Source organism: Paenibacillus auburnensis (assembly GCF_927798115.1).
GTDB lineage: Bacteria > Bacillota > Bacilli > Paenibacillales > Paenibacillaceae > Paenibacillus_AQ > Paenibacillus_AQ auburnensis.
On record NZ_CAKMMG010000001.1, the window covers coordinates 2,152,921 to 2,176,471 of the forward strand.

Sequence of the window (23,551 nt, forward strand, 5' to 3'; positions counted from 1 at the left end):
CTTATATCATAACCCCACAAAGCGGGGCATTATCTTTGATGATTACTCAGGTACTTTGCGGGGACCCCAAAACAAAGTGGGCGGGTCTCCGCCCGCCCCCTGAGAATCACGTTATCCTTCCGCTTAATTGTTCAAGAGCTCCTGCACACGGGTATTCATATCCTTAAGCCCTTCGTCAATCGTCGCGTTTTTGGTCATAATGTTGTCGTGGGCTTCGTTCAGGATCACTTCAATATCCGCACTCTTTTCATGCATCGGCATTTCCAGGTAGGTCTTCACGGTTGTCAGGGCTGCTTTGCTGTTATCATCTGCAGGGAAACCGTCAATGGACGTAATGGAACTGATAACCTCATCATTCTTGATCGCCGGGATTGTACCGGTGGAAGCAATTACGGTTGCCCCTGTTTCGCCAGTCACGAATTTCATGAAATCAAGTGCAGCTTCCTTGTGTTTGGATTTCTGGTTCACAGCCAGGGAAGTAATTGTACCCAGTGTTGTTCCGGCTTCCACGCCTTCCGGATGCGGATATTTCACGATGCCCCAGTTGGTGGCCTGGGATTCGCCGCTTTTGACCTTCTCAATCTGAGTGGCGATAAACCAGCTGCCCATGTTCATCATGGCAACAGAATTGTTGTAGAATACGCCGGAATAATGCGTGCTGGAGGTCTTCAGGGTGGCGTAATCCATCACGATGCCGTCCTCCTGCTCCTTCAGAATCCGCTCATAGGTCGGCTTCAAGAAGTCATAGTTTCCATCGACCACAGTGTTCTTGCCGTCCAGAATGCCGAACAGCTGAACCGCACTGCGCCAGGTATGATAATGGGCTCCATACACCTTTTCCGCTCCGCTGCCGGAGGTCATTTTTCTCGCAAGCTCATCATATTGGTCGAAGGTCATATCGTTGGTCGGATACTCTACTCCGGCTTTGTCGAATAAATCCTTGTTATAGTAGACAATCCAGAAATCGCTGCGGAACGGAAGCGCATACACTTCGTCGTTCACTTCAATCTGTTCAACCGTACCCCCGTACAACGAAGGGTCGATGCTGTTTGCGCTCATGAATCCCTTAAGGGGCTCCAGGTGATTCTGCTTCACCAGATTGGAGTATCCGGGGATATCCTTAATGGTAAGAATATCGAGATCCGCACCGCCGGACAGCTGTGTGCTCAGCATAGTCATATAGTCGGTAGAACCAAGATCGACGTATTCGATCGTGACATTCGGATGCTCTTTTTGATAGGCTTCGATCAAAGGCTTGTAGTACGCGGTGGCTTCCCAGTCCCAAAGCGCCCATTTCAAAGTAACCGGATCCTGGCCCGGCTCGGCGGAAGCGCTTGCATTACTTCCAGTAGAAGGAGCCGTTGTGGCAGCAGCATTATTAGCTTCATTGTTGTTGCCGGAGCACCCGGCCAGTACGCTCAGCGAGAGCACTGTAGCGAAGGTCATACCGTATAATCTTTTGTGATTCATTTTAATATCCCCTTTTCTGCTTGTTTGGTTAACGATGAATCCTCTTCTGTTGCTAAGTCAAATTCTAACGGGTTCCCGGCCCGGATGGGATGCATTTTCAACCGCAGATCCTTCACTTTTATGTTCTTTTTCGTCTTCCTCCGTGTTAGACCTGTAATTTTCTATTTAAAACCTGTAAAATTCTTCGTTCCTGCCTCCCCCTCTATTTTGAGTTACAGGAATATGCTATGGTGTTTATGTAACCGCTTCATTATAAGTGAAGGAGGATTCACAACGAGAAGACAGTCTACCATAAAAAGCCGCATTATTCTGATTATGATAATTTTTGCGCTGCTGATTGCCGCACTCCTGTCATTCTTCAGCTATGAGCTAATTTCCTATTATCAACGGAAAACGACCATCCAGGCGACGGAATTTAATCTCCAGCTCGTCTCCCATATTATAGAACAGGATTTACTGAATCTGTCTGCACTCGCGATGACCAGCAGCACCAATTCGGCGACCAATACTTTGCTTACCGACTATTTCGGCTCACCGCAGGCCAAAGCCCGGGACGCACTCAATGTTTTCAACTCGATGCAGGAGGACTTCCGGGTCAACCGCTCCAACAGCTACGTCCGCCGCCTGATCGTTACAGACAATAAAGGAAAGTTCCTGCAGGTGGACAATTCCGTCAGCACATCGGTTCCGCTTACTATTCATAATATCGGACAGATTACCGGACTGAACAATAATGAGGCTGTAAAAGAATACGATCAGGTCATTAAAGACCCGCTCTCCACCTCGGTTGGAATTCCATATATTCTGCCGGTTTACGGAGAGCGGGCAGCCCGGATCGGAACCGTCTATCTGCTCGTCAATACGTCCGTCATTACCGACAAGCTGAAAGGCTACTCCCTCCCTGAGGATTCGCGGCTGCTGCTGACCCTGGGAGACAACCATTATCAGCTCATTGGCGACAAGGTGCAGGATATCGGAGCGCCCTATGAACCGATTCCTTACACAGATGATGAACCAGTCGGCCCGCAAACCAAGCTGTCCACCCTCCGGCTGGAAGACGGGGAGCAGACCATCGCCGTGTCTTATCCGGTACGCAGCGGAGTGGTGCTGTCCCAGACCCTGTCCGGCAGCCAGTTCGCCCCCAAGGCAAGCATCTGGATTCCGATTATGCTGGGCGTATGTTTCATGGTTCTTGTCCTCAGCGGTATTATTACCATATATTTGACCCGGACAATCAGTCTTCCGGTGGAGAAATTGAAGAAGCGGATCGACAAAATCGCCCAGGGCAACTTCCTGCTCGACCGGAATATCGAATGGAACAGTGAGCTAGGAGATGTCGGCAGAGGGATCAACCGCCTGTCCCAGGACATCACCGCATTAATGGACAGCCGGCTGGCTGACGAGAAGCAGAAGCAGGAGCTGGAATACCGGATGCTGCAAAACCAGATCAATCCGCATTTCCTCTACAATACGCTGAATTCAATCAAATGGATGGCGACGATTCAGAATGCGACCGGCATTGCTGAAATGACCACTGCCCTGTCCAGGCTGCTGCGCAGTATTGCCAAGGACAACCGGCGTCTGCTGCCGCTGAAGGACGAGCTGAAGCTGCTGGAGGATTATTTTCTGATCCAGAAATACCGCTATGGCGGTACTGTCTCTATGGAGCAGACGATTTCAGACGAGGAGCTGCTGTCAGGCCTGATCCCCCGCTTCACCCTCCAGCCGCTCGTGGAAAACGCCATCTTCCATGGGATCGAGCCTAAAGGCAGAGGGGATATCATGATCACGGTGCAAAAAAACGGCTTCGCCGATATTCTGGTCACCATTGAGGATAACGGTGTCGGCATGCAGAAGGAGCAGATCGCGAAGATCCTGGACGCGCGGGAGGAGGGCTCCACGGGGCTGTTCGAGAATGTCGGGCTCCGCAGTGTCAATGAACGCCTGCACCTGGCGTTTGGGGAGCCTTACGGCCTTTCGATCGAGAGTGAACCGGGGCAGTATACACAAATGAAGATTCTGCTGCCGTTCCTGCTGAAGGAATAACCCGGAATCCAGAGTGAGGAAGTGATGAGCTTGATCAAATTGCTGATTGCCGATGACGAAGCGCTCGTCTGTATCGGCTTGCAGTCCATGCTGAAATGGGAGCAGTATAACATAGAGATCGTCGGAATCGCGCATAACGGGGCTCAGGAGGAAGAGATGATTGACAGCCTCCGCCCGGATATCGTCATCAGCGATATTAAAATGCCCGTTAAGAGCGGCCTTGCCGTTGCAGATTCGGTACGCAAAAAGTACGGCCGGCTTCCGCTGTTCATCATCCTGACCAGCTACGAAGATTTTGAATACGCACGCGCAGCCATCGGAGTCCAGGCCACCGATTATCTGGTGAAGCTGGAGCTGACGCCGGACACACTGGCCGCATCTATTCAGCGGGCCATTACGCTGCTGGAGGCTTATCAGACGCTGGAGAGCTACCCGAAGCTCGTCCACCGCGGCAATCTGCAGGCCCAGCGTGATAAGTTCTTCATCCGGCTGTTCAATAACCTGTTCGAGAATAAAAACCAGTATCTGCTGCAAAAAGAGGATTTGGACCTTGACCTCAGCGGCCCTGCCTATCTGGTCTGTACCTGCCGTATTCTGGGCCCGGACAGTGTGCCGCCGCGCGGGGATAAGCTGGTAGCCCTCTGCTCAAGCACCGTCCAAATGGCCAAGGATACCCTAACATCCACCCGGACCTGCTATGTTACGAGCCTGGATCTGCGCAACTTTGCCGTTGCCCTGCCTGTCTGCGGAACCGATCCGCTGGGGTGGATGCCGGACACCCAGAAGCTGCTGGCCGATATGGCCTCCGTGCTCCACAACTATTTCAATGTAACGATTATCGGTGCGATTGGCTTTGCCGTCGAGGACCCCTATCTGCTGCGGGAGAGCTATCTCGCGGCCCGAAAAGCACTGCCGGCTGCAGTAAAAGCACAGTCGTTCGTATTCTTCGCCGAAGGGGAGCCGCTGGAACAGGATTATCCCCTGTTCGATTTCTCCGAATCACGCAGCGAGATCCGCCGTGCCTTTGAAGAGATGGACACTCAGGCGCTCTACGCCATCATCTCGCGAATGATCGAGATCTTTGACGGCCGCTCCGACCTGCTGGTTCCTGCCACCGACGCCGCCTGCAATATTCTTTATATGGCCACCTCCCTGCTGGCGGACGGGGAAGAGATTGTAGAACAGATTTTTGAGCATGAACCGGAGGGCTACCGTGCCATCTACCAGATGCATACGATTGAAGAGATCGCGGGCTGGCTGATCACGTTCCGTGACGGCTGCTCCGCCATCCTCTCCACCAGAAGACAAAGCTATAAGGAGCAGATCGTCAAAAATGTCCAGGAGTACATCAAACGGAACCTCGGCACCAAGCTCTCGCTCAATCAGGTAGCCGATGTCTTCAATTTCAGCCCCAACTACCTGAGCCATCTGTTCTCCAAGATCGCCAAGGTCAATTATGTGGAATATATCACCGAGACCAAAATTACGGCCGCCAAAGAAATGATGCTGCGCGGCGAGGGCCGGATTTACGAAATCTCGCAGAAGCTGGGCTACGAGAGCGCCTTCTATTTCAGCAAGGTGTTCAAGAAGGTCACCGGCATGTCCCCCCGGGAATATATACAGCAGATAGAGGCAGGTTCTCAGCCTGAGCGCAGCCTCCAGGAGAGAAACCGCTCCTGAGCTCAGGCGGCGGCCCTTGTTTTTAGAGCTTTCTCCGCTGTTTAAGCGGTAAATGTACTATAAAACACGAAAGATCCGAGTAAATCCCCCTTCGTTATTTGCGCTTACTTTGTGCTTCAAATCACCCTGTTCCTCCAGCAAAAAGCCGTATAGTTAGGGAATTAGTACCCGTAATACCCTATAATTTTTCGGTAGGAGGTCAATGATTCGATGAGGAAATATATCCCTAACCAGCACGGTGCCTGGGCCATGCTCATCCTTCCCTTTCTGTTTGGAGTAGCAGCATCTGGGGGGCAATGGATACATATTCCGCTGTTTGCCTGCTGGCTTTTGATTTATTTGTTCAGCTTCCCTTTGCTGCAGGGGGTCAAGAGCGGTAAATTTAAGCGCTATGAAAAGCCTTTGAAGGTATATGGAGTTCTGCTGGTGCCATTAGTCATCTATCTGGTAATCGCTGAACCGGTACTGTTATGGTTTGTTCTGCCGCTCCTGCCTTTGTTCGCTGTGAATCTCTATTATGCCAAAACCAAAAATGAACGTGCCTTACTCAATGACATCTCGGCCATAGTGGCATTTTGCCTGATCATTTATCCGGTCTTCTATGTCGGTCAGGGTGAAAGCTGGCGGACAGCAACAGAGCTGTTCCTGCTGGCCGTACTGTATTTCGTCGGAACCGCCTTCTATGTCAAAACCGTCATTCGTGAACGCAACAACATCACCTTCTATTACGGTTCTGTGGGGTATCATCTGCTGTTTGCGGCAGCCGGGCTGTTCATCTTTCCGTCACTGCTGGTTCCGCTGCTGATTCTGCTGATACGGGCAGCCATTGTACCCAAGACCGGAATCTCAGCCAAGCATACCGGAATGATTGAAATCGGCTTTTCCCTTATGTTATATGTATCTGTGCTTGGGTTGTACTTCTAAATATAGCAGCATTAACACAAAGAAGCTCCCCTCCCAGTAACCCGGGCAGGGGAGCTTCCTTGTTCTTGCATTAATCTATTCTACGATCATATCCTGATTGCTGGCCCCCGGAGGTACGATAGGATATACATTTTTCTCCTCGGTAATATCAAACTCCATTACGACAAGGCCGTCCGTGTGCAGTGCGAGCTCGATAATCTGCTCTGCTTCAGCAAGCGTATGGGCCCGGAATCCGTGGGCACCAAAGGACTTGGCCAAGGCGACAAAATCCGGCGAGCTGATCCGCACCGAGGAATACCGCCGACCCAGAAACAGCTGCTGCCACTGTCTTACCATACCCAGATACCCGTTCTTAAATATAGCGACCTTAACATTGAGCCCATGATCGACAGCCGTCATGATCTCCTGCATATTCATCTGGAAGCTGCCGTCCCCCGTGATACAAATGACATGGCGGTCAGGAAAAGCAACAGCGGCACCGATCGCAGCAGGCAAACCGTATCCCATGGTGCCAAGCCCTCCGGAGGTCAGAAAGGACCGAGCTTCCGAGAATTCATAATGCGTTGCGGTCCAAATCTGATGCTGGCCGACATCCGTAGCTATAATGGCATCGCCTGCTGTAGCCTTTTGAATGCACCGGATAACTTCCTGGGGGGTCAGCTTATCCTCCAGTTCCCGTCTTGCTTTTGCAGAACGGCGGGACCAGGTTCCGATCTGTTGTTCCCAAGCGGAGTGATCCGCAATATGTACGTTCTCCAGGAGTCCTGCGAGCAGTTCTGCACATGAGCCTGTAATCGCCAGGTCTATAGGGATGTTCTTGTTCAATTCCGATGTATCCAGATCCACCTGGATTTTATAAGATCCCGGAGAGAATGCTTTGCGGTTGCCGGTCACACGGTCACTAAAACGGACGCCGAGACAAAGCACAACATCAGCATTCTGCAGCGCACGGTTGGCCGCCACGGTTCCATGCATTCCTACCATGCCTAGATGAAGATAATGTCCGGACGGGAGCGCCCCCAGCCCCATCAGTGTACTGGCAACGGGTAGGTTAAAACGCCCGGTGAACTCTTTTAATAGCGCTGGTGTACCATCTGTCATACAGCCTCCGCCAATCAGAATAAGCGGCCGCTGCGCCTGGCTCAGCCGCTCTGCCGCCACCTGAATATCCGCCGGATCAATGGCATGATCGGGCTGGTATCCCCGGATGAACGGCGTAGAACTCTGCGTAGCCCGCTGGTTCTCCGCTGTGAACTCCGCATTCATCACATTCTTCGGCAGGTCAATCAGGACCGGCCCCGGCCGCCCTGTTGTCGCTACATGGAACGCTTCATTTACGATTCTCGGAAGATCAGCAATGTCCCTGACAATATAATTGTGCTTGGTGACCGGCATGGTCATCCCGTAAATATCCACTTCCTGAAAGCTGTCCAGGCCAATAAGGTCGGTGGATACCTGTCCGGTAAGAACGATTAGCGGAACCGAATCCATAAATGCTGTAGCGATTCCTGTGACAGCGTTGGTGGCTCCGGGACCGCTGGTAACCAGTGCCACGCCCGGCCGGCCGGTTGCTCTTGCGTATCCGTCTGCCGCATGAACCGCAGCCTGCTCATGCCTGACCAGCACATGCTGGATTCTGTCACAATCATACAAGGCATCATACAAAGGCAATACCGCACCGCCGGGGTATCCGAAGAGGATTTCAATATTCTTCCCGATCAGCATCTCTATCAGCAGCTGTGCTCCGTTCATAGGTACAGTTCGTCTCCAGTCGTATAAAAAGTGTTTTCAGGTTACAAAATATGGGTATTACCTTATGATTACTTCCTTAAGAGGAGAGTGAAAGCAAATGATTAACGAATCCGATCAATCGTCAATGCTAAGCCGGGAGGAACGTGAGCAAATCGGCCGCCGGACAGGTGCAGGCTTCGCCCGGGTGGAGCGCACGGAAACCTCCGAAGGTTCGACCAATATTCCAACCGGATCGATCGGCGCAGAGCTGACAGAAGATGAAATCCGCCGCCTGGTAGGCTCGGGCAATTTTGAATCGGCCAAGAATGATCGGCAATCCGGCTCGATCAACAGCTGAAGCAGTATTTCGCCGCCTAACCACCAATATAGGACATGCCGATCTTGGTCCTGTTCTTCACGGTCTGTTCCGTCCGCTCATCGGAATAACGGTCACTCCGCTGCTCCCATACGTTTTGGATAGCTGCGAGCAAGCTTTGATCACTCGCCCCGCTGCGGATCATTGCCTTGAGATCAAAGCCGCTGGAAGCGAACAGACAGGTAAACAGTTTGCCGTCAGAAGACAGCCGGGCCCGCGTACAGGAGGAGCAGAAGGATTCAGATACGGACGTAATAAAGCCGACCTCCGTGCTGCTTCCCTTGTACCGGTACCTTTTGGCCACCTCACCGAAATAATTGTGGTCCTGCGCTTCCAGCTCAAAGCTACTTTGGAGGCGCTCCAGTATTTCCCGCTTGGTGACGACTTTATTATAGCTCCAGCCATTGTCGTTGCCGGCGTCCATAAATTCAATGAAGCGCAGCGTGATGTTCCTGTCTTTGAAGTACGATGCCATCGGCACAATCTCCGATTCGTTCACACCTCTCTGCACTACCATGTTCACTTTTACCTCAAAACCGGTATTCACGGCATGATCAATATGCTGCAAAATTGCATCAGGCTTATATCCCCGCCCGTTCATTCTGCCGAACAGTTCAGGCTCCAGCGCGTCCAGACTGACATTCAGCCTGCGGAGGCCTGCCTCATACAGCGGCACAGCGTACCTTCCAAGCAGCACCCCGTTCGTTGTCAGTCCGATATCTTCCACACCGCAGATCGAACGAATTCCCGATACAAGTGCGGGAAGGTTCTGCCGCATCAAGGGCTCTCCTCCGGTCAGGCGGATTTTGCTTACGCCAAGGGAGACAAACAGCCCCGTCAAGCGGTGGATTTCTTCAAACGTAAGCAGCTGACTTGCCGGAAGGAAGGCGTAGTCATCACCGAACACTTCCTTTGGCATGCAATAGGAACAGCGGAAATTACACCGGTCAGTGACTGAAATCCGCAAATCGTGTATTGGCCGCCGCAGCTTGTCTTGTAGCGGATGAACACTCATCTGTCTGTCTCCTTTCCGGTAAGCTTACCGGTTCTTCCGGTTATTTCTGCGTAATATCGCTGAAGGTACCCACATACCGGACATCTTCGCCGGTCTCATCCTTCACAGCGCTGATATTCAGCCACTGCAAATACTCTTCGCCGTTCTTGCGCTTGTTCCAGATCTCTCCCTGCCACATGCCCTTTTCCCTGATTTCCTTCCACATGCCGAGGTAAAAATCCTTGGATTGGCGGCCTGATTTCAGGATGCTGGGCTGCCTGCCGAGTACTTCCTCTTCGGTGTAGCCGGTGAGCTTCGTAAATGCCGGATTCACTGACTTAATCAGACCCGATATATCCGTTACAAGAATACCCTGCCCAGTGGAGTTGAACACTTCAGCGGTAAGCGCAAGCCGGTCCTGAAAATAGAGCCACACTACCAGCACCAGACTGGCCAGTGCCACCTGTGAGAGCAGCATGAACCCGATCGAATATTGCCCGGTCGCCGAATAAATCACCGACAGCATAATCGGAGGGAAAAATCCGCCCAGACCGCCCATCATCGACACGATCCCGTTGGCAATCCCCGCCTGCTTATTGAAGTACAGGGGAACTAATTTGAAAATAACCCCGTTACCAATCCCCGCACTTACAGCAATCGCAAGGCAACCCGCGGTATACATGCCCATATCCGGCATAAATGCCAGGATAATTGCTGCCACCGTATAGATACTGAAGGTGCCGATCAGCAGGAACAGAGGCTGAAATTTATCACCGAGCCACCCGCCTATTGGCCGGAAGAACGTTGCCACGGCAATGAAGCCGGCGGTTCGCATGCCTGCATCCACCTTTTCCAGACCGAAATTCGAGACCAGAAAGTTCGGCAGATAAATGGTAAAGGCAACGAAGGAGCCGAATGTAATGAAATAGAAAAGCGAGAACAGCCAGAGCTTTTCATTCCTGGATACACCCTTGATCTGTTCGATAATCGGTGTTTTGAGCTTGGGCTCATGACGGTCGCCGAAGAAAAAATTCAATGCGATAAACACAAGTAACAGAATCAAATACATCTTAATTGCAGACGCCCAGCCAATCTGCGCAGCCACCATCGGAGCCGAGAAGGTAGTGACCGCCGTTCCGATATTGCCGATTCCATAGATCCCGTTGACCAGACCATGCTTCTCTTTGGGGAAATACTTGGGCAGGGAGGTCACACCTACAGAAAATACGGCTCCGCCGATGCCAAGGAACACTCCCCCGATAATTAAATGGGTAACCGAAGAGGCTTCACTGATAAAATAGACCGGAAACAAAAGCAGAATAAAGCTGGACATAAAAATAATGCGGGCACCCAGAATGTTGGCATAATACCCCAGAGGAATTCTTAGTATAGAACCGAGCACAACCGGAATAGCCGTAACCATCGCCAATTTTCCCTGCGGGATGCTTATATCCTCCGAAATAAAGGGCATCAGGGAAGAGATGATCACCCACACCATGAATCCGGTAATCAAGTTTAATGTTTGTAACGGCAACTGCATTTTTTTTATCATTCGCCCCACCTTTTCGCCATGTATTCTCTGATCGTCTGTACAATACTTCCTGTATTCATTGTATCTGCCCATCCCCCGCTCAGATATAGGGGAGTCCCCTTTCCCTCACAGGGGAAACCCTGAAAATAAGTAGAGACGGCATTCCCGTCCTGTATGGGACGGTATCCGTTTCTGCGAGAAATAGAAGGATAATTTAACTTCAATACTAAAACAAGCCGCCCCATTTAGGAGCGGCTTGTTCATTTCATGTAATAAGCGTATTCAGCTTTTGGCTTAGCCGCTCTTTGTCCTTCGCACTCAGCTGATGTTCGGCCATCGGAAAGATAACCGTTTCTTCCTTTACAAAGTGGACCGTAAGTACCTCAAAGGCCTCCCCTGCATCTCTGACAGCCGCACGGATATCTTCCAGAGACAGCAGGTCCGCCCCGCCGTCCGTATGATGCAGGAAATGCCCGATATATCCGTCAATTTCTCGGTGTTCCTCCTGAATGCCGACCAGCGGTCCTTGTTCAAACCCGATATAAGTGCCCAGCAGCGGGAAAAAATGCGTCTCTTCCTTCAAGGTATGCTTCTTCAGCGGACCGGTAAACTCCAGGATCGCCTGGCGCAGCTCTTGAAGCCGTATCCTGCCCTCATCCAGACGGATTTGCTCCTGTTCAAACCAAAGTACGATGGCATGCCATTCTTCCATTAAAAAAGATAAATAGCGGTGCTCGTTCTCAAGAATGCGCATGGCGGGCGTTGTGAACTGCAACTCTGCATATTCCGGCATGCAGCGGTACCTCCATTCGCCGGTTAGAAATCCAGCATTTTTTTCTTCAAAGCATATTCGACCAGCTCAGGCCGGCTTTTAAGATTCAATTTCTCCATAATTTTCGCTTTGTGGGCTTCCACCGTTTTCACGGAAATGAACAGCCTTTCTGCTATTTCTTTGTTTCCGTAACCTTTGGCAATAAGCGGCAAAATCTCTAGCTCCCGCTTGGACAACAGCTCGAACAGGTCTTCTGTCCCGGCGGTTTTCTCCTGCTTGATGAACTCACGGACAAGAGAGGTAGCCATTTTGGGATGGATATAGGTCCCCCCTTCATAGATGGTCCGGATGGCCAGCAGAAGTTCCTCGTCCGGCGCACTTTTGAGCACATAACCGGAGGCTCCGTTCTTCAATACATGAAAGAGGTATTCATCATCATCATGCATCGTCAGAATCAGGATTTTGGTATCGGGGTAATCCTCTTTAATCTTGCCAGTCGCAACCAGCCCGCTTTCTCCCGGGGGCATGCTTAGATCCATAATAAGAATATCCGGACGGAATTTGGCGACCAGTGCATAAGCTTCCCTGCCGTCTGCCGCCGCTCCGATCACTTCAATGTCATCTTGAAAATTGAGAATCATGGAGAACCCGCTGCGTACGATCGCATGGTCGTCTGCGATGACAATCTTCATCAGAAGCTCATTCCTTTCCTCGGGCAAATCCTACTGGTACCTGCAAAAGAATTCTCGTTCCCCTGCCTATCCCTGAATCTACATTGAAGGTGCCGCCCACCAGCTCTGCCCGTTCCTGCATGCCAAATAGGCCAAGTCCGGTACCACTGGGCTCGTCACCCTGATTGAAGCCAATCCCCTCATCTTCAATCAGAAGGCGCAGCACACCGTCCTTTTCGGTAAGGGTTACTTTGACTGTATCTACCTGGGCATACTTCAGGGCGTTCAAGACAGCCTCCTGGCATACACGGTACACAACGGTTTCGATCTCACTCTCATACCGTTTGTCAGCAAGACGGGACTCATATTCGATGACAAGCCCATAGCTTTGCTCCATCCGCTTGAAGTGTGAGCGGAATGCAGCCTCCAGTCCGAAGTCATCCAGTGCAGCCGGCCTGAGCTCCACCGAGAGGTTGCGGATATCCTGCAGAAGCCTTGTCATGGAAACTTCAGTCTGCTTCACTTTCTTCAGCAGCTGCTCATCGGCTGTCATATATTTCAGCACCCGCAGATCAATCACGGCGCTCATCAGCTCTTGGGCAACGCTGTCATGGAGCTCACGGGAAATCCGCTTGCGTTCATTCTCCTGCGCCTCAATGATATGCTTCATCATTTTGTTCTGATAGAACTTCTCTTGGGTCTTGAACTGTCTGGTTAAATCCCTAAGCATAAACACTCTAATATCATTCTCATAGTCTATCGTGTGAAAGGTCGCGGCATAGGGAACGATTCCCTTATCTTTCGTCTCCAGATAGACTTGATAGGAAGTAAACTCCTCGGAGTCCGGAGTACTTAAATAACAATCCAGACAAGTGCGAAGCTCCGTTTCACTGGTGTATCCCCGGCAGGTCCCGCAAAGGGCTTGCGGATTTCCCTGATACAGCTGCTTCAGAATATCCTTGTCAACGATATTCTCAGCAGCGGGATTCATCGCCAGCGCTTTCCCTTCCCGGTCAAAAAAGAACATCGCTTCCGTGCTGTTCTCGAACAGCTTCGTCATGAGCAGGCTCGGCAGATCCTTTCCGGGTATGATCAACTCAGCAACAATTCCTTCCCGTTCAAGTCTCCAATACCTTGACGCGCTGTCGCTTCCAGGGCTAGCAGCATTTCACCGGTTACCTCACGCTCTCCCCGGAATCCGCCAAGAAGCACACCGGCGACGCGGGCATCATTCCACATGGGTACAGCACCAATGCTGTTCAGATTCTCCATCTTGGTAATGGGATAATTAAACAATGAATCAGGCTTCACATCTTTCTGCACAGAAGGGAGTAGAAACGGTTTGCCGGTCTTGAACACGATTCCCGCAATCCCTCTTCCGGATTGAAGAACGATCCGCCTGTAACGTTCATTCGTGTTCCCGGAGGCATATTTCCATCGGATAACGTAGTCATATTCTGCGGGTTCAGCCAGTGCCAGTGACATGAAATCATAACCTAAATCCATGCGGATCCGGTCAAGCTCCAGTTGGTAATCCACCTTATTGGTCATCGTATTCTCTCCTAATTGAACAGGGAAAGAAGTTCGCACTGCTCTCTCCTTTAATTCGATTTATTTCTTCTGTATAGAATATAACTTCTGCCTACATAATTCAACGGAACACTCCACACATGGACCAGCCGGGTAAACGGCCAAAAGGCAAAGATAGCAAACCCGGACAGAATGTGCAGCTTAAAGGAAAATGGCACATCCGCCATCAGCGACGGGTCCGGACGGAACATGAACAGGCCGCGGAACCAGACGGAAATCGTATCGCGGTAGTCAAATTCAGGCTGTACGGCATTCGTTACGATCGTGGAGTACATCCCCATAAATACGATAAACAGAAGGAGTGAGTTAACGATCAAATCCGAGGCGCTGCTTAGCCGGCGGACATTCTTAATCGAAAAGCGCCGTGAGGTCAGAATCAGCATCCCGAGCAGAGTGGCAGCACCGAAAATCCCCCCGATGTATACCGCTCCGATGTGGTAAAGATGATCACTGACGCCGATGGCCTCCAGCCACGATTTTGGAACCGCCAGACCGCCGATATGGCCCAGAATAACCGGCATAATGCCCAGATGGAACAGGATGCTGCCGTATTTCAGCTGTTTCTTTTCTACAAATTCACTGGATTTGGCCGTCCAGTTGAACTGGTCTTTCCGGTAACGGAAGATATGGCCTCCGATAAAAATCACCAAACAAACATAAGGGAAAATGACCCATAAAAACTGACCGGACATATTCATTGATGGAGGGCCTCCTGTTCAGCACAAGCTTTGAATGTTTCGCGAAGTCCCTTCACCAGATGGAAATAGGGGCTGTTAACCCGTTCAAGCGCCTTGAGCAGATGATAGGTTCCATCCTCAAGAATCGCGATCAGCATGCGGAAATTCTCCGGTGCTCCCGGGTCTTCCAGCCATTCTGCGGCGTATAGAAATTCACACATGAGCGGAAGAAAATCGGGTAATTCGCCTTCAGGCATCAGAAGCCCGGACATTTCGTACAGAAGCTTCAGTTTGGCGAGCATCTGTCCCCGTTCTTTGGCATCCTCAAACTTAAAATAGGTCATATAGAGAGCGCAGTCCTTCTGGAAATCAAAGGTGGCTGCGTAGCTCTCCTGGATCTCATCCAGACTGAAGTGTTGCATTAGCGTCCAATAGGTATGCACATGGGCGTAACCCGGGTGACCGCTATCAAACGCCTCTTCCAGAAAAGCCGGATGAAAATCCAGCTTTTCCGGGTACATGAGCTGCAGGGCGAAATATCCGAAGGATTGCTTGTAATCATGCAGTTTCATCAGATCAATCACGCCAAATCCCCCCGTAGAAATTCTCTTCGTACATCTCCTTGCCGGTCTTCATGGTGCTCTCGGCAGGGCTGGCCGGTCCGCAGCCGTCACAGCCGGATCCGGAACCCATATCGCCCATAGTGTTGCCGAAACCGGCTGAGCCTTGGGCACGGTAAGGATTCATATGCTGTTCCTTATGCGAGGTCGGGATAACGAATCGGTCCTCATATTTGGCAATGGCGAGCAGCCGGTACATTTGCTCTGTCTGATGTGCGGTCATTCCGACACGTTCAAGACGGCTGAGGTCAAATTCCTGGCCTACGGACTTAGCCCGCATGTAGGAACGCATCATCGCCATCCGCTGCAGGGCTTCCTTAACGGTCTGCGTATCGCCTGCAGTCAGCATGTTCGCCAGATACTGGATCGGTGTACGCATCTCTTCGATGGCCGGGAAGATCATATCGGGATTCTTCAGCGAATCTTTGCCTTCAAAATAATTCATGATCGGGCTAAGCGGCGGCACATACCATACCATCGGCAGTGTCCGGTATTCCGGGTGAAGCGGGAAGGCCAGCTTGTGCTCGATGGCGAGCTTATAGACCGGAGAGTTCTGGGCCGCTTCCAGCCAATCCTCGGAAATGCCGTCTTTTCTGGCCTGGGCAATGACTTCCGGATCATGGGGATTCATAAACAAATCGCATTGCGCTTTGTAAAGGTCCTTCTCATCCGGTGTTGAGGCAGCATCCAGAACCTTGTCTGCATCATACAGCAGGACACCAAGGTAGCGGATCCGGCCGGTACAGGTCTCGGAGCATACCGTAGGCAGCCCTGCTTCCACGCGCGGGAAACAGAAGGTGCATTTCTCCGCCTTATTAGTCTGCCAGTTGAAGTACACTTTTTTGTAAGGGCAGCCTGTCATGCAATATCTCCAGCCGCGGCAGGCCTCCTGGTCAACCAGGACAATCCCGTCTTCATCCCGTTTGTACATAGCTCCTGAAGGACAGGAAGCGACGCAGCTTGGATTCAGGCAGTGTTCACATAAGCGAGGCAGATAGATCATGAAGGATTTCTCGAAGTTGAATTTGATCTCTTCCTCGATCTTCTGGATATTCGGATCAAGCGGTCCGGTTACATGTGCCCCCGCCAGATCATCCTCCCAGTTCGGTCCCCATTCAAGATCCATTTTTTCGCCTGTCACCGCTGAATGGGCGCGCGCCACGGGAGAATGCTTCTGTTCACCTGCATTGGTCAGGTTCTCGTAATTGTATGTCCACGGCTCATAGTAGTCTTTCATCTCAGGCATGTCTGGGTTGTAGAAGATTTTGCCGAGCGCAATCTTGGACAGCTTGTTGCCTGACTTCAGCTCAAGCTTCCCCTTGCGCAGCTGCCAACCGCCCTTATAGAGCTCCTGGTCCTCCCAGCGCTTCGGATAGCCGATCCCCGGCTTCGTCTCTACGTTATTGAACCACATATATTCCGCACCCTTGCGGTTCGTCCAGGTCGTCTTGCAGGTCACGCTGCAGGTGTGGCAGCCGATACATTTATCCAGATTCATCACCATTGCAACTTGCGCTTTAATTTTCAAGCCAATTTACCTCCTTCATTTTGCGTACGGCTACATAGACATCCCGCTGGTTGCCGATTGGACCATAGTAGTTGAAACCGTAGCTGAGCTGTGCATATCCGCCGACCATCTGGGTAGGCTTCAGATGAATTCGGGTAGGCGCATTGTGGCTTCCGCCGCGGGTATCCGTAATTTCGGAACCCGGTACTTGAATGTGCTTGTCCTGAGCGTGGTACATAAACATTGTGCCTCTCGGCATCCGGTGGCTGACAACGGCACGTGCAGTTACAACACCGTTCCGGTTATAGACTTCGAGCCAATCATTATCTTCTATGTGATGGGCCCCGGCATCCTCATTGTTGATCCATACGGTTGGCCCGCCGCGGAACAACGTCAGCATATGCTGGTTATCCTGGTAGGTCGAGTGGATATTCCACTTGCCATGCGGTGTCAAATATCTCAGGACCAGTGCATCCTGTCCGCCCTTTACTTCCTTGTCACGCGGTCCGAAGACCATCGGCGGCAGGGTGGGCTTGTAGACCGGCAGGGATTCGCCAAACTGCTGGAAGATCTCATGATCAATGTAGAAATGCTGTCTTCCTGTCAGGGTACGGAACGGAACGAGCCGTTCGATATTGGTGGTGAATGGTGAATAACGCCGCCCCTGCTTGTTCGAGCCACTGAATACCGGTGTCGGGATCACTTCCCGCGGCTGCGCGGTGATGCTCTGGAACGTAATCTTCTCGGCGGCCCGGTCGGCCGAGATATCCCGGAGTTCTACGCCTGAATCCTTCTCCGCCGAAGCGTAAGCCTTCTGGGATACACGGCCATTGGTCGCCGAAGACAGGTGAAGAATTGTATCTGCGGCCTGGCGTGCGGTTTGCAGCTTCGGCAGGCCGTTTTTGATTGTTTCGTCGAAATAAACTCCGCTGAGCCGTTTCAGCTCCTCATATTCTTCAGCGACAGAGAAGCTGATTCCGTGTGCACCTGCTTTACCGGTTATGAGGTTTGGCCCGAGTGAGATGTACTTATCATGGATTTTGGTATAATCGCGCTCGACAATGTTGAAATTCGGCATGGTTTTGCCTGGGATCGCGTCCACTTCGCCTTTGGCCCAGTCTTTGACCAGACCCATCGGCTGGGAAATCTCACTAATCGAGTCGTGGCCCAGCGGTGTGACGACAAGATCTTTATAGACGCCGGGCAGATGGGATTTCGCCATTTCGGAGAATACCTCTGCCAGCTGGCGGTAAATATCCCAGTCTGAACGGGATTCCCACAGCGGATTAACTGCCGGATTAAACGGATGCACGAACGGATGCATGTCGGTTGACGACAGGTCCGTTTTCTCATACCAGGTAGCGGCCGGCAGCACGATATCTGCATAGAGCGGTGTTGTGGTCATCCGGAAATCCAGCGCAACCATGAGATCGAGCTTGCCATCGACATCCTCCCGCCAGATGATCTCCTCCGGCTTCTGTTCTTCATTGGGCTCAGCCAGCAGACCGTCAGAAGCTCCGAGCAGATGCTTCATGAAGTATTCCTGCCCTTTAGCGGAGCTTGAAATCAGGTTCGAGCGCCAGATGAACAGGGAACGCGGGAAGTTCTCCGGAGCGCCGGGATCCTCCACGGCAAAGCGGGTTTTCCGTGATTTAATCTCTTCCACCGTGTGGCTGATGATCTCGGCATTCGTCTTCTTGCCCTGCTGCGCAGCCTCTTCAGCGAACAGAAGGCTGTTCTTGTTGAATTGCGGGAAGGACGGCAGCCAGCCAAGCCGTGCAGCCAACACATTATAGTCAGCCGGATGCTGATAAGCGACCTCCCCGCCCGTCGGAGATTTCAGCGAATCTGTTCCGCTCTCCTCATATCGCCACTGCTCAGTTGCAAAGTAGAAGAACGAGGTCGCATTCTGCTGACGCGCCGGACCTTGCCAGTCCTTGGCAAAGGCAACCGTTGACCAGCCCTCGATCGGACGGCATTTCTCCTGGCCGACATAATGCGCCCAGCCGCCGCCGTTGACGCCTTGGGAAGCAGTCAATACCACGAGATTCAGAATCGAACGGTAGATGGTATCGCTGTTGAACCAGTGGTTGATGCCTGCCCCCATGATGATCATGGACCGTCCGCCCGTATCAATTGCATTCTGGGCAAATTCGCGGGCGATTTGCACCACGACACTTGCTTTCACCGTCGTAATCTTCTCCTGCCATGCCGGGGTGTAATGAGAGGACTCATCCTCATAACCCTTGGCGTTAAGCGGACTTTCTGTACGCACGACACCATACTGGCTCATCATCAGATCATAGACAGTGGCTACTAAACGTTCTGTACCATCAGCCAGCTGGACTTTCCGGACCGGAATCATCCGCCGGAACGTGCCGTTGCCGGCATTGTCGAAGTACGGGAACACGATTTCCATCCACTCTTCCCCGTGGCCTTCGATTGTCAAGGCTGGTTCCACTTTGCTGCCGTCTTCATTCTCAAGGATCAGGTTCCACTTCTTGCCTTCTTCCCAGCGCTGCCCCATGGTTCCATTGGGAACGATCACCTGGCCGGTGGCCTCATCGAAGATTACCGGCTTCCAGTCGGCGTGCGGCGAATCCTCTCCAATATCACTTGCCCGGAGGAAACGCCCTCCCTTGAGTGCATCCTCATGGGGGTCAAGCAGGATTAGGAAAGGCATGTCAGTATATTGCTTCGCATAATTCAGGAACATCGGCTCCTGGCGTTCCTGGTAGAACTCATTTAGGATGACATGCGTCATAGCCTGGGCAAGCGCAGCATCCGTACCAGGATTCGGTGCCAGCCAGTTATCAGCAAATTTGACGTTCTCCGCCAGATCCGGTGCCACCGACACGACTTTGGTTCCCTTATAGCGCACTTCTGTCATAAAGTGGGCATCCGGTGTCCGGGTAAGCGGCACATTCGAGCCCCACATCATCAGGTAACCGGCATTGTACCAGTCAGAGGATTCCGGAACATCCGTCTGCTCGCCCCAAATTTGCGGAGAAGCTGGTGGAAGATCCGCATACCAGTCATAGAAGCTCAGCATTTGTCCGCCCAGGAGCGATATGAACCGTGCACCCGATGCGTAGCTGACCATCGACATGGCCGGAATCGGTGTGAAGCCGGCGATGCGGTCAGGGCCGTATTTTCGGATCGTATAGATCAGCTGTGCCGAAATGAGGCGAAGCGCGTCGTCCCAAGCCACACGAATATGACCGCCTTTGCCGCGTGCCTGCTTGTAGAGGGTAGCCTTTTCGGGATTTTCCACAATACTGGCCCAGGCGTCGACGTAATTGTCATGCTCCTTCAGGGCCGTCTGCCACAGGCGCCACAGCTTTCCTCTGATGTAGGGATATTTCACCCGCAAAGGACTGTATTCGTACCATGAAAATGTAGCTCCGCGGGGACAGCCGCGCGGTTCGAATTCCGGCATATCCGGCCCGCAGGAAGGATAGTCGATCTGCTGGTTCTCCCAGGTAATGATTCCGTTCTTCACAAACACCTTCCAGCTGCATGAGCCTGTACAATTGACTCCGTGTGTGGTGCGGACGACTTTATCGTGAGACCAGCGCTGGCGGTACATATTCTCCCAATCTCTGTTTTTCTCCTCAAGAATGGACCAGTTCCCGGAATAGCTTTCAACCGGTTTAAAAAAGTTAAGGCCGTATTTTTTCTTCATCGATTACGAACACTCCTTTGCAGAAAACATTCAAGTAATACCATTATGGATCTACCAGACTGCGCTTCCCATTAGGGAAACACCTATTGTGCCTCGGGAATTCCCTTGATCTGAATAAAAAACAAAAAAGCTTTCCTCACAGGGAGAAAAGCTCTGTTCTGGCGAAGGAAATTCCAAGGCGGCAGCTCCATTAGGGACTTCCCTCTTTGTTAACCGGGGAACTCCTTATCGGGAATTTCACTACAATTCTGTGTGCTATACTGACAAGTGGAAATGGCTTTGCCGTCCTTTTTTGAGGACGGTACCGTTTCCGCGAGAAATAGAAGGATTATTTATCAGGTGAAACAAATAAATGCTTATATTTTCAAAAAAACGAGAGGATGAAGCCTCATGCCAGGACCATCACTGCGCCAATTGCACGCCCATCATGCCATTCATCAGGGTGGGCTGTCCGGTGCTGTAGCCAAGACTGAAGAAGTAGAGGAGCTGCTGGAAGCGAGGGAATTCGAAGTGGCGCGGCAGGCCGCCGATCATTTGATAGAGTACTGGGAGACGCGGATTCTCAGCCATGCTGATGCGGAAGAGGACGGATTCTATCAGGAAATGGCTGAGAAGAATCCTAACCTGCAGGATACGGTTCTGCGGCTTACACGTGATCATGAATTATTGCGGATCATCGTACAAGATGTGAAAGCACAGCTCGTAGAAGAAGGCCTCACACCTGAGGTTCTTCACCAGTTCCATGCACTGCTGGTATTGAATGCCATTCATAGCCGGGAGGAAGAACGTCTTCTGTTTGAGGAAGCGTGACCTCGTTCTGCTGCTGCAAAATAGCACGCAAATCATCTTTGTTGACCAGCAAATCCTGCAGTGTGTATTCATCCAGCACCTGCAGATAGGCTTGAAGGGCTCTGCCCAGCACACCTTTAAGACCGCATACCGGGGAGATCGGGCAGCTGCCGCCTGAGGGATTGAAGCATTCGACAAGATAAAAGTCGTCTTCCATCCGCCGGACGACCTCCCCGATGTTTATATCCCCGGGTTCAAGAGCCAGACGTATGCCTCCCTTCCTTCCTCTTACCGTTTCTATGTATCCCGCCTTACCTAATTCATGCGAGACCTTCATTAAATGATTTTTGGAAATCTGATAAGCATTTGAAATATCCTGTATAGTTGACAGCTCATCCCGTTTTTTCGCTCCAAGATAGATGAGAATCCGTAATGAAAAATCCGTGTACAACGTCAGCCTCATATTTATCTCCGATCCCTAGGTATAGTAAGTGATATTTATTACAAATACTATCATAAGTAGTGTCCATTTTGTTAAAGTGGTATTTTAAATATATCTTTTAATTTAAAATGGGTATATATTAATTTTGTAATAATTGAGAGGGGATGAACATTATTTTATCACAACAAACCCGCGACATTGTCAAATCTACAGCGCCAGTCCTGGCAGAACATGGAACAACCATTACAACCGTCTTTTACCGCAACTTGTTCGAAGCCCATCCGGAATTGCTAAATGTATTTAACCATGCCAACCAGGCGCAAGGCCGCCAGCAGGCGGCACTCGCTAATGCAGTGTACGCAGCGGCCGTCCACATCGATAACCTTGAGAACATTCTGCCGGCGGTAGTCCAGATTGCACACAAGCATGTCAGTCTTGGCATCAAGCCGGAGCATTACCCGATCGTAGGTGAATTTTTGCTGAAGGCTATTAAGGAAGTGCTGGGTGATGCGGCTACGGGTGAGATTCTTACTGCCTGGGAAGAAGCCTACGGTGTCATCGCTGATGCCTTTATCGGTGTCGAAGACAGCATGTATAAAGAAGCACGCGAGCAGGAAAACGGCTGGAACTTCTTCAAACCGTTCACCGTTGCCCGTAAAGTACAGGAGAGCGGAAACATTACATCGTTTTACCTGAAACCGGCAGACGGCTCCAATGTACCGGATTATAAACCGGGCCAGTATATCTCAGTACGCGTCCTGATTCCTGGTGAGAAGTACACAATGATCCGCCAATACAGCCTTTCCCAGGCTCCAAAACCTGATGAATTCCGTATCTCCGTAAAACGTGAAGAAGCGAATGACCCGAATGGCGTTGTATCCGTATATCTTCACAATCAGGTCAATGAAGGAGACACCCTTGAGGTTAGTGCCCCTGCCGGTGAATTCTTGCTTGATGCCACCAAAACTACACCCGTTGCGTTCATCTCCGGCGGCGTAGGCATTACACCAATGATAAGTATGTTCGAGACCGTTGCCAATGTAACGCCGGACCGGCCGACGGTCTTCCTGCACTCTGCACGGAACGAAGCGCTCGCCGCTTTCACTCAGGATGTGGAGAAGCATGCTGCAGCCATGAGCAACGTGAAGACCAAATTCTTCTTCTCCGGCGGCCCGGACGGCGTCATTACAGGAGAAACCCTCAAAAATTATGTGGACATTACCGGTGATGCGTATGTTTGCGGTCCGGTGCCCTTTATGGAAGCCATGATCCGTGAGTTACATGCACTCGGAATGAAGGAAGAACAAATTCATTATGAGTTTTTCGGCCCGGCCCTGCAGCTGGACAATCACTAAATCTGTGAGTCTGGTCACCCAGCCTCCTTTCCAGCTTGCGTTATGCTTTCTGTAAAGATGCCATTCTATGGCAAGTAATGTTTACAGGAGGATTCACAATGGAAAAGGTAGCTGTCAATTATGAGAAGATGTATTACGGGTTTCCGGTTATTCTGGTGAGCTTTTACGATGTCAATGGACTCCCCAACGTGACAACCATCTCTTCCTCATACACGTTGAAGGACATGGTGGTCCTTGGCTTCAGCAGCAAGGGTTATGCCATCCATCAGATTAAAGAGGTCCGTGATTTTGTAATCAATGTGCCGAACCGGTCGATGATGGACGCCATCAGCTATTGCGGATCGAATACAGGTTATGACCTGGGCAAATTTGATAACGTAAGCCTGACGCATGTAAAGTCACAATCCGTAAACGCTCCGGTGATCCGGGAGTGTCCAATCTCCATTGAATGTACACTGTCGGATATCATCGAACGGGAGCAGTTCAAAGGCATAACCAATATCCTGGCCCAAATCAAAGGTAGATTGGTCGCCAAAGACTATCTGAACGATGACGGCGGGCTGCAATCCTCGGAATTCGACAATGTGTTCTATATCGGGGATGGACGCCAAAAGGGATTCAGATATATGCAGTAGATTGAAAAAAGCACACGGGCCGCTTCCCGGATCTAATGATCCAGGGGCGGCCCGTG

Annotated in this window: 19 protein-coding genes and 1 pseudogene; 7 read left to right on the forward strand and 13 right to left on the reverse strand. The window is 51.3% G+C overall.

Translation table 11 applies throughout. The features are described 5' to 3' along the window. Window positions 1-123: 123 nt before the first annotated feature. Window positions 124-1,470 (reverse strand): ABC transporter substrate-binding protein, encoded by a 1,347-nt coding sequence (locus L6H70_RS10055; protein ID WP_236332410.1) that lies wholly within the window; start codon window positions 1,468-1,470, stop codon window positions 124-126. Between the two features lie 315 nt (window positions 1,471-1,785). On the opposite strand from L6H70_RS10055, the gene L6H70_RS10060 reads away from it, so the two are divergent. The 3 genes from L6H70_RS10060 to L6H70_RS10070 all read left to right on the forward strand — a co-directional run bounded on the left by L6H70_RS10060 (window position 1,786) and on the right by L6H70_RS10070 (window position 6,120). Further along, window positions 1,786-3,516: a cache domain-containing sensor histidine kinase gene (locus tag L6H70_RS10060; protein WP_236332412.1), complete on the forward strand. Its 1,731-nt coding sequence runs from the start codon at window positions 1,786-1,788 to the stop codon at window positions 3,514-3,516. Between the two features lie 30 nt (window positions 3,517-3,546). Next, window positions 3,547-5,196, forward strand: coding sequence for an AraC family transcriptional regulator (locus L6H70_RS10065; protein ID WP_236332414.1), 1,650 nt, complete (start codon window positions 3,547-3,549; stop codon window positions 5,194-5,196). Window positions 5,197-5,406: 210 nt separating this feature from the next. Beyond that, a complete protein-coding gene (locus L6H70_RS10070) occupies window positions 5,407-6,120 on the forward strand; it encodes a YwiC-like family protein (RefSeq protein WP_236332416.1) in 714 nt (237 codons plus the stop codon). A 75-nt stretch (window positions 6,121-6,195) separates the two neighbouring features. Here L6H70_RS10070 and ilvB read toward each other — a convergent pair whose 3' ends face one another. After that, window positions 6,196-7,872, reverse strand: a complete 1,677-nt coding sequence (ilvB, locus tag L6H70_RS10075) for a biosynthetic-type acetolactate synthase large subunit (protein WP_236332418.1) — start codon at window positions 7,870-7,872, stop codon at window positions 6,196-6,198. A gap of 97 nt (window positions 7,873-7,969) precedes the next feature. On the opposite strand from ilvB, the gene L6H70_RS10080 reads away from it, so the two are divergent. Continuing rightward, entirely contained in the window at window positions 7,970-8,209 is a 240-nt protein-coding gene (locus L6H70_RS10080) for a hypothetical protein (protein WP_236332420.1), read from the forward strand. Window positions 8,210-8,225: 16 nt separating this feature from the next. Here L6H70_RS10080 and moaA read toward each other — a convergent pair whose 3' ends face one another. From moaA to L6H70_RS10130, 10 genes are all read right to left on the reverse strand, one after another. After that, window positions 8,226-9,242 carry a GTP 3',8-cyclase MoaA gene (gene moaA, locus L6H70_RS10085; RefSeq protein ID WP_236332421.1) on the reverse strand — a complete coding sequence of 339 codons (1,017 nt, stop codon included), beginning with the start codon at window positions 9,240-9,242 and terminating at the stop codon, window positions 8,226-8,228. A gap of 40 nt (window positions 9,243-9,282) precedes the next feature. After that, window positions 9,283-10,773: a nitrate/nitrite transporter gene (locus tag L6H70_RS10090; RefSeq protein WP_236332422.1), complete on the reverse strand. Its 1,491-nt coding sequence runs from the start codon at window positions 10,771-10,773 to the stop codon at window positions 9,283-9,285. Window positions 10,774-11,017: 244 nt separating this feature from the next. Further along, window positions 11,018-11,545 (reverse strand): hemerythrin domain-containing protein, encoded by a 528-nt coding sequence (locus tag L6H70_RS10095; RefSeq protein ID WP_236332423.1) that lies wholly within the window; start codon window positions 11,543-11,545, stop codon window positions 11,018-11,020. Between the two features lie 23 nt (window positions 11,546-11,568). Beyond that, window positions 11,569-12,216: a response regulator transcription factor gene (locus L6H70_RS10100; protein ID WP_236332425.1), complete on the reverse strand. Its 648-nt coding sequence runs from the start codon at window positions 12,214-12,216 to the stop codon at window positions 11,569-11,571. A gap of 7 nt (window positions 12,217-12,223) precedes the next feature. Then, window positions 12,224-13,255 (reverse strand): sensor histidine kinase, encoded by a 1,032-nt coding sequence (locus tag L6H70_RS10105; protein WP_236333225.1) that lies wholly within the window; start codon window positions 13,253-13,255, stop codon window positions 12,224-12,226. A gap of 32 nt (window positions 13,256-13,287) precedes the next feature. After that, entirely contained in the window at window positions 13,288-13,746 is a 459-nt protein-coding gene (locus L6H70_RS10110) for a GAF domain-containing protein (protein WP_236332429.1), read from the reverse strand. Between the two features lie 50 nt (window positions 13,747-13,796). Next, a complete protein-coding gene (gene narI / locus L6H70_RS10115) occupies window positions 13,797-14,483 on the reverse strand; it encodes a respiratory nitrate reductase subunit gamma (protein ID WP_236332431.1) in 687 nt (228 codons plus the stop codon). Beyond that, window positions 14,480-15,046: a nitrate reductase molybdenum cofactor assembly chaperone gene (narJ, locus tag L6H70_RS10120; RefSeq protein ID WP_236332435.1), complete on the reverse strand. Its 567-nt coding sequence runs from the start codon at window positions 15,044-15,046 to the stop codon at window positions 14,480-14,482. Before narJ ends, narI begins: the two co-directional genes overlap by 4 nt. Continuing rightward, on the reverse strand, window positions 15,039-16,610 hold the full coding sequence (gene narH, locus L6H70_RS10125) for a nitrate reductase subunit beta (protein WP_236332436.1): 1,572 nt from the start codon (window positions 16,608-16,610) through the stop codon (window positions 15,039-15,041). Before narH ends, narJ begins: the two co-directional genes overlap by 8 nt. After that, window positions 16,600-20,274: a nitrate reductase subunit alpha gene (locus tag L6H70_RS10130; protein WP_236332438.1), complete on the reverse strand. Its 3,675-nt coding sequence runs from the start codon at window positions 20,272-20,274 to the stop codon at window positions 16,600-16,602. Before L6H70_RS10130 ends, narH begins: the two co-directional genes overlap by 11 nt. A 390-nt stretch (window positions 20,275-20,664) precedes the next feature. Here L6H70_RS10130 and L6H70_RS10135 point away from each other — a divergent pair, with 390 nt between their 5' ends. Continuing rightward, the gene (locus L6H70_RS10135; protein ID WP_236332440.1) at window positions 20,665-21,084 is read left to right on the forward strand and encodes a hemerythrin domain-containing protein; all 420 of its coding nucleotides are present in this window, start codon (window positions 20,665-20,667) and stop codon (window positions 21,082-21,084) included. 16 nt (window positions 21,085-21,100) lie between these two features. On the opposite strand, the pseudogene L6H70_RS10140 reads toward L6H70_RS10135, so the two are convergent. Further along, window positions 21,101-21,526: pseudogene (locus tag L6H70_RS10140) on the reverse strand (RrF2 family transcriptional regulator); the annotation flags it as partial. 152 nt (window positions 21,527-21,678) lie between these two features. Here L6H70_RS10140 and hmpA point away from each other — a divergent pair. Next, window positions 21,679-22,860, forward strand: a complete 1,182-nt coding sequence (gene hmpA / locus L6H70_RS10145) for an NO-inducible flavohemoprotein (RefSeq protein WP_236333228.1) — start codon at window positions 21,679-21,681, stop codon at window positions 22,858-22,860. 98 nt (window positions 22,861-22,958) lie between these two features. After that, entirely contained in the window at window positions 22,959-23,495 is a 537-nt protein-coding gene (locus L6H70_RS10150) for a flavin reductase family protein (protein WP_236332442.1), read from the forward strand. Window positions 23,496-23,551 lie beyond the last annotated feature (56 nt).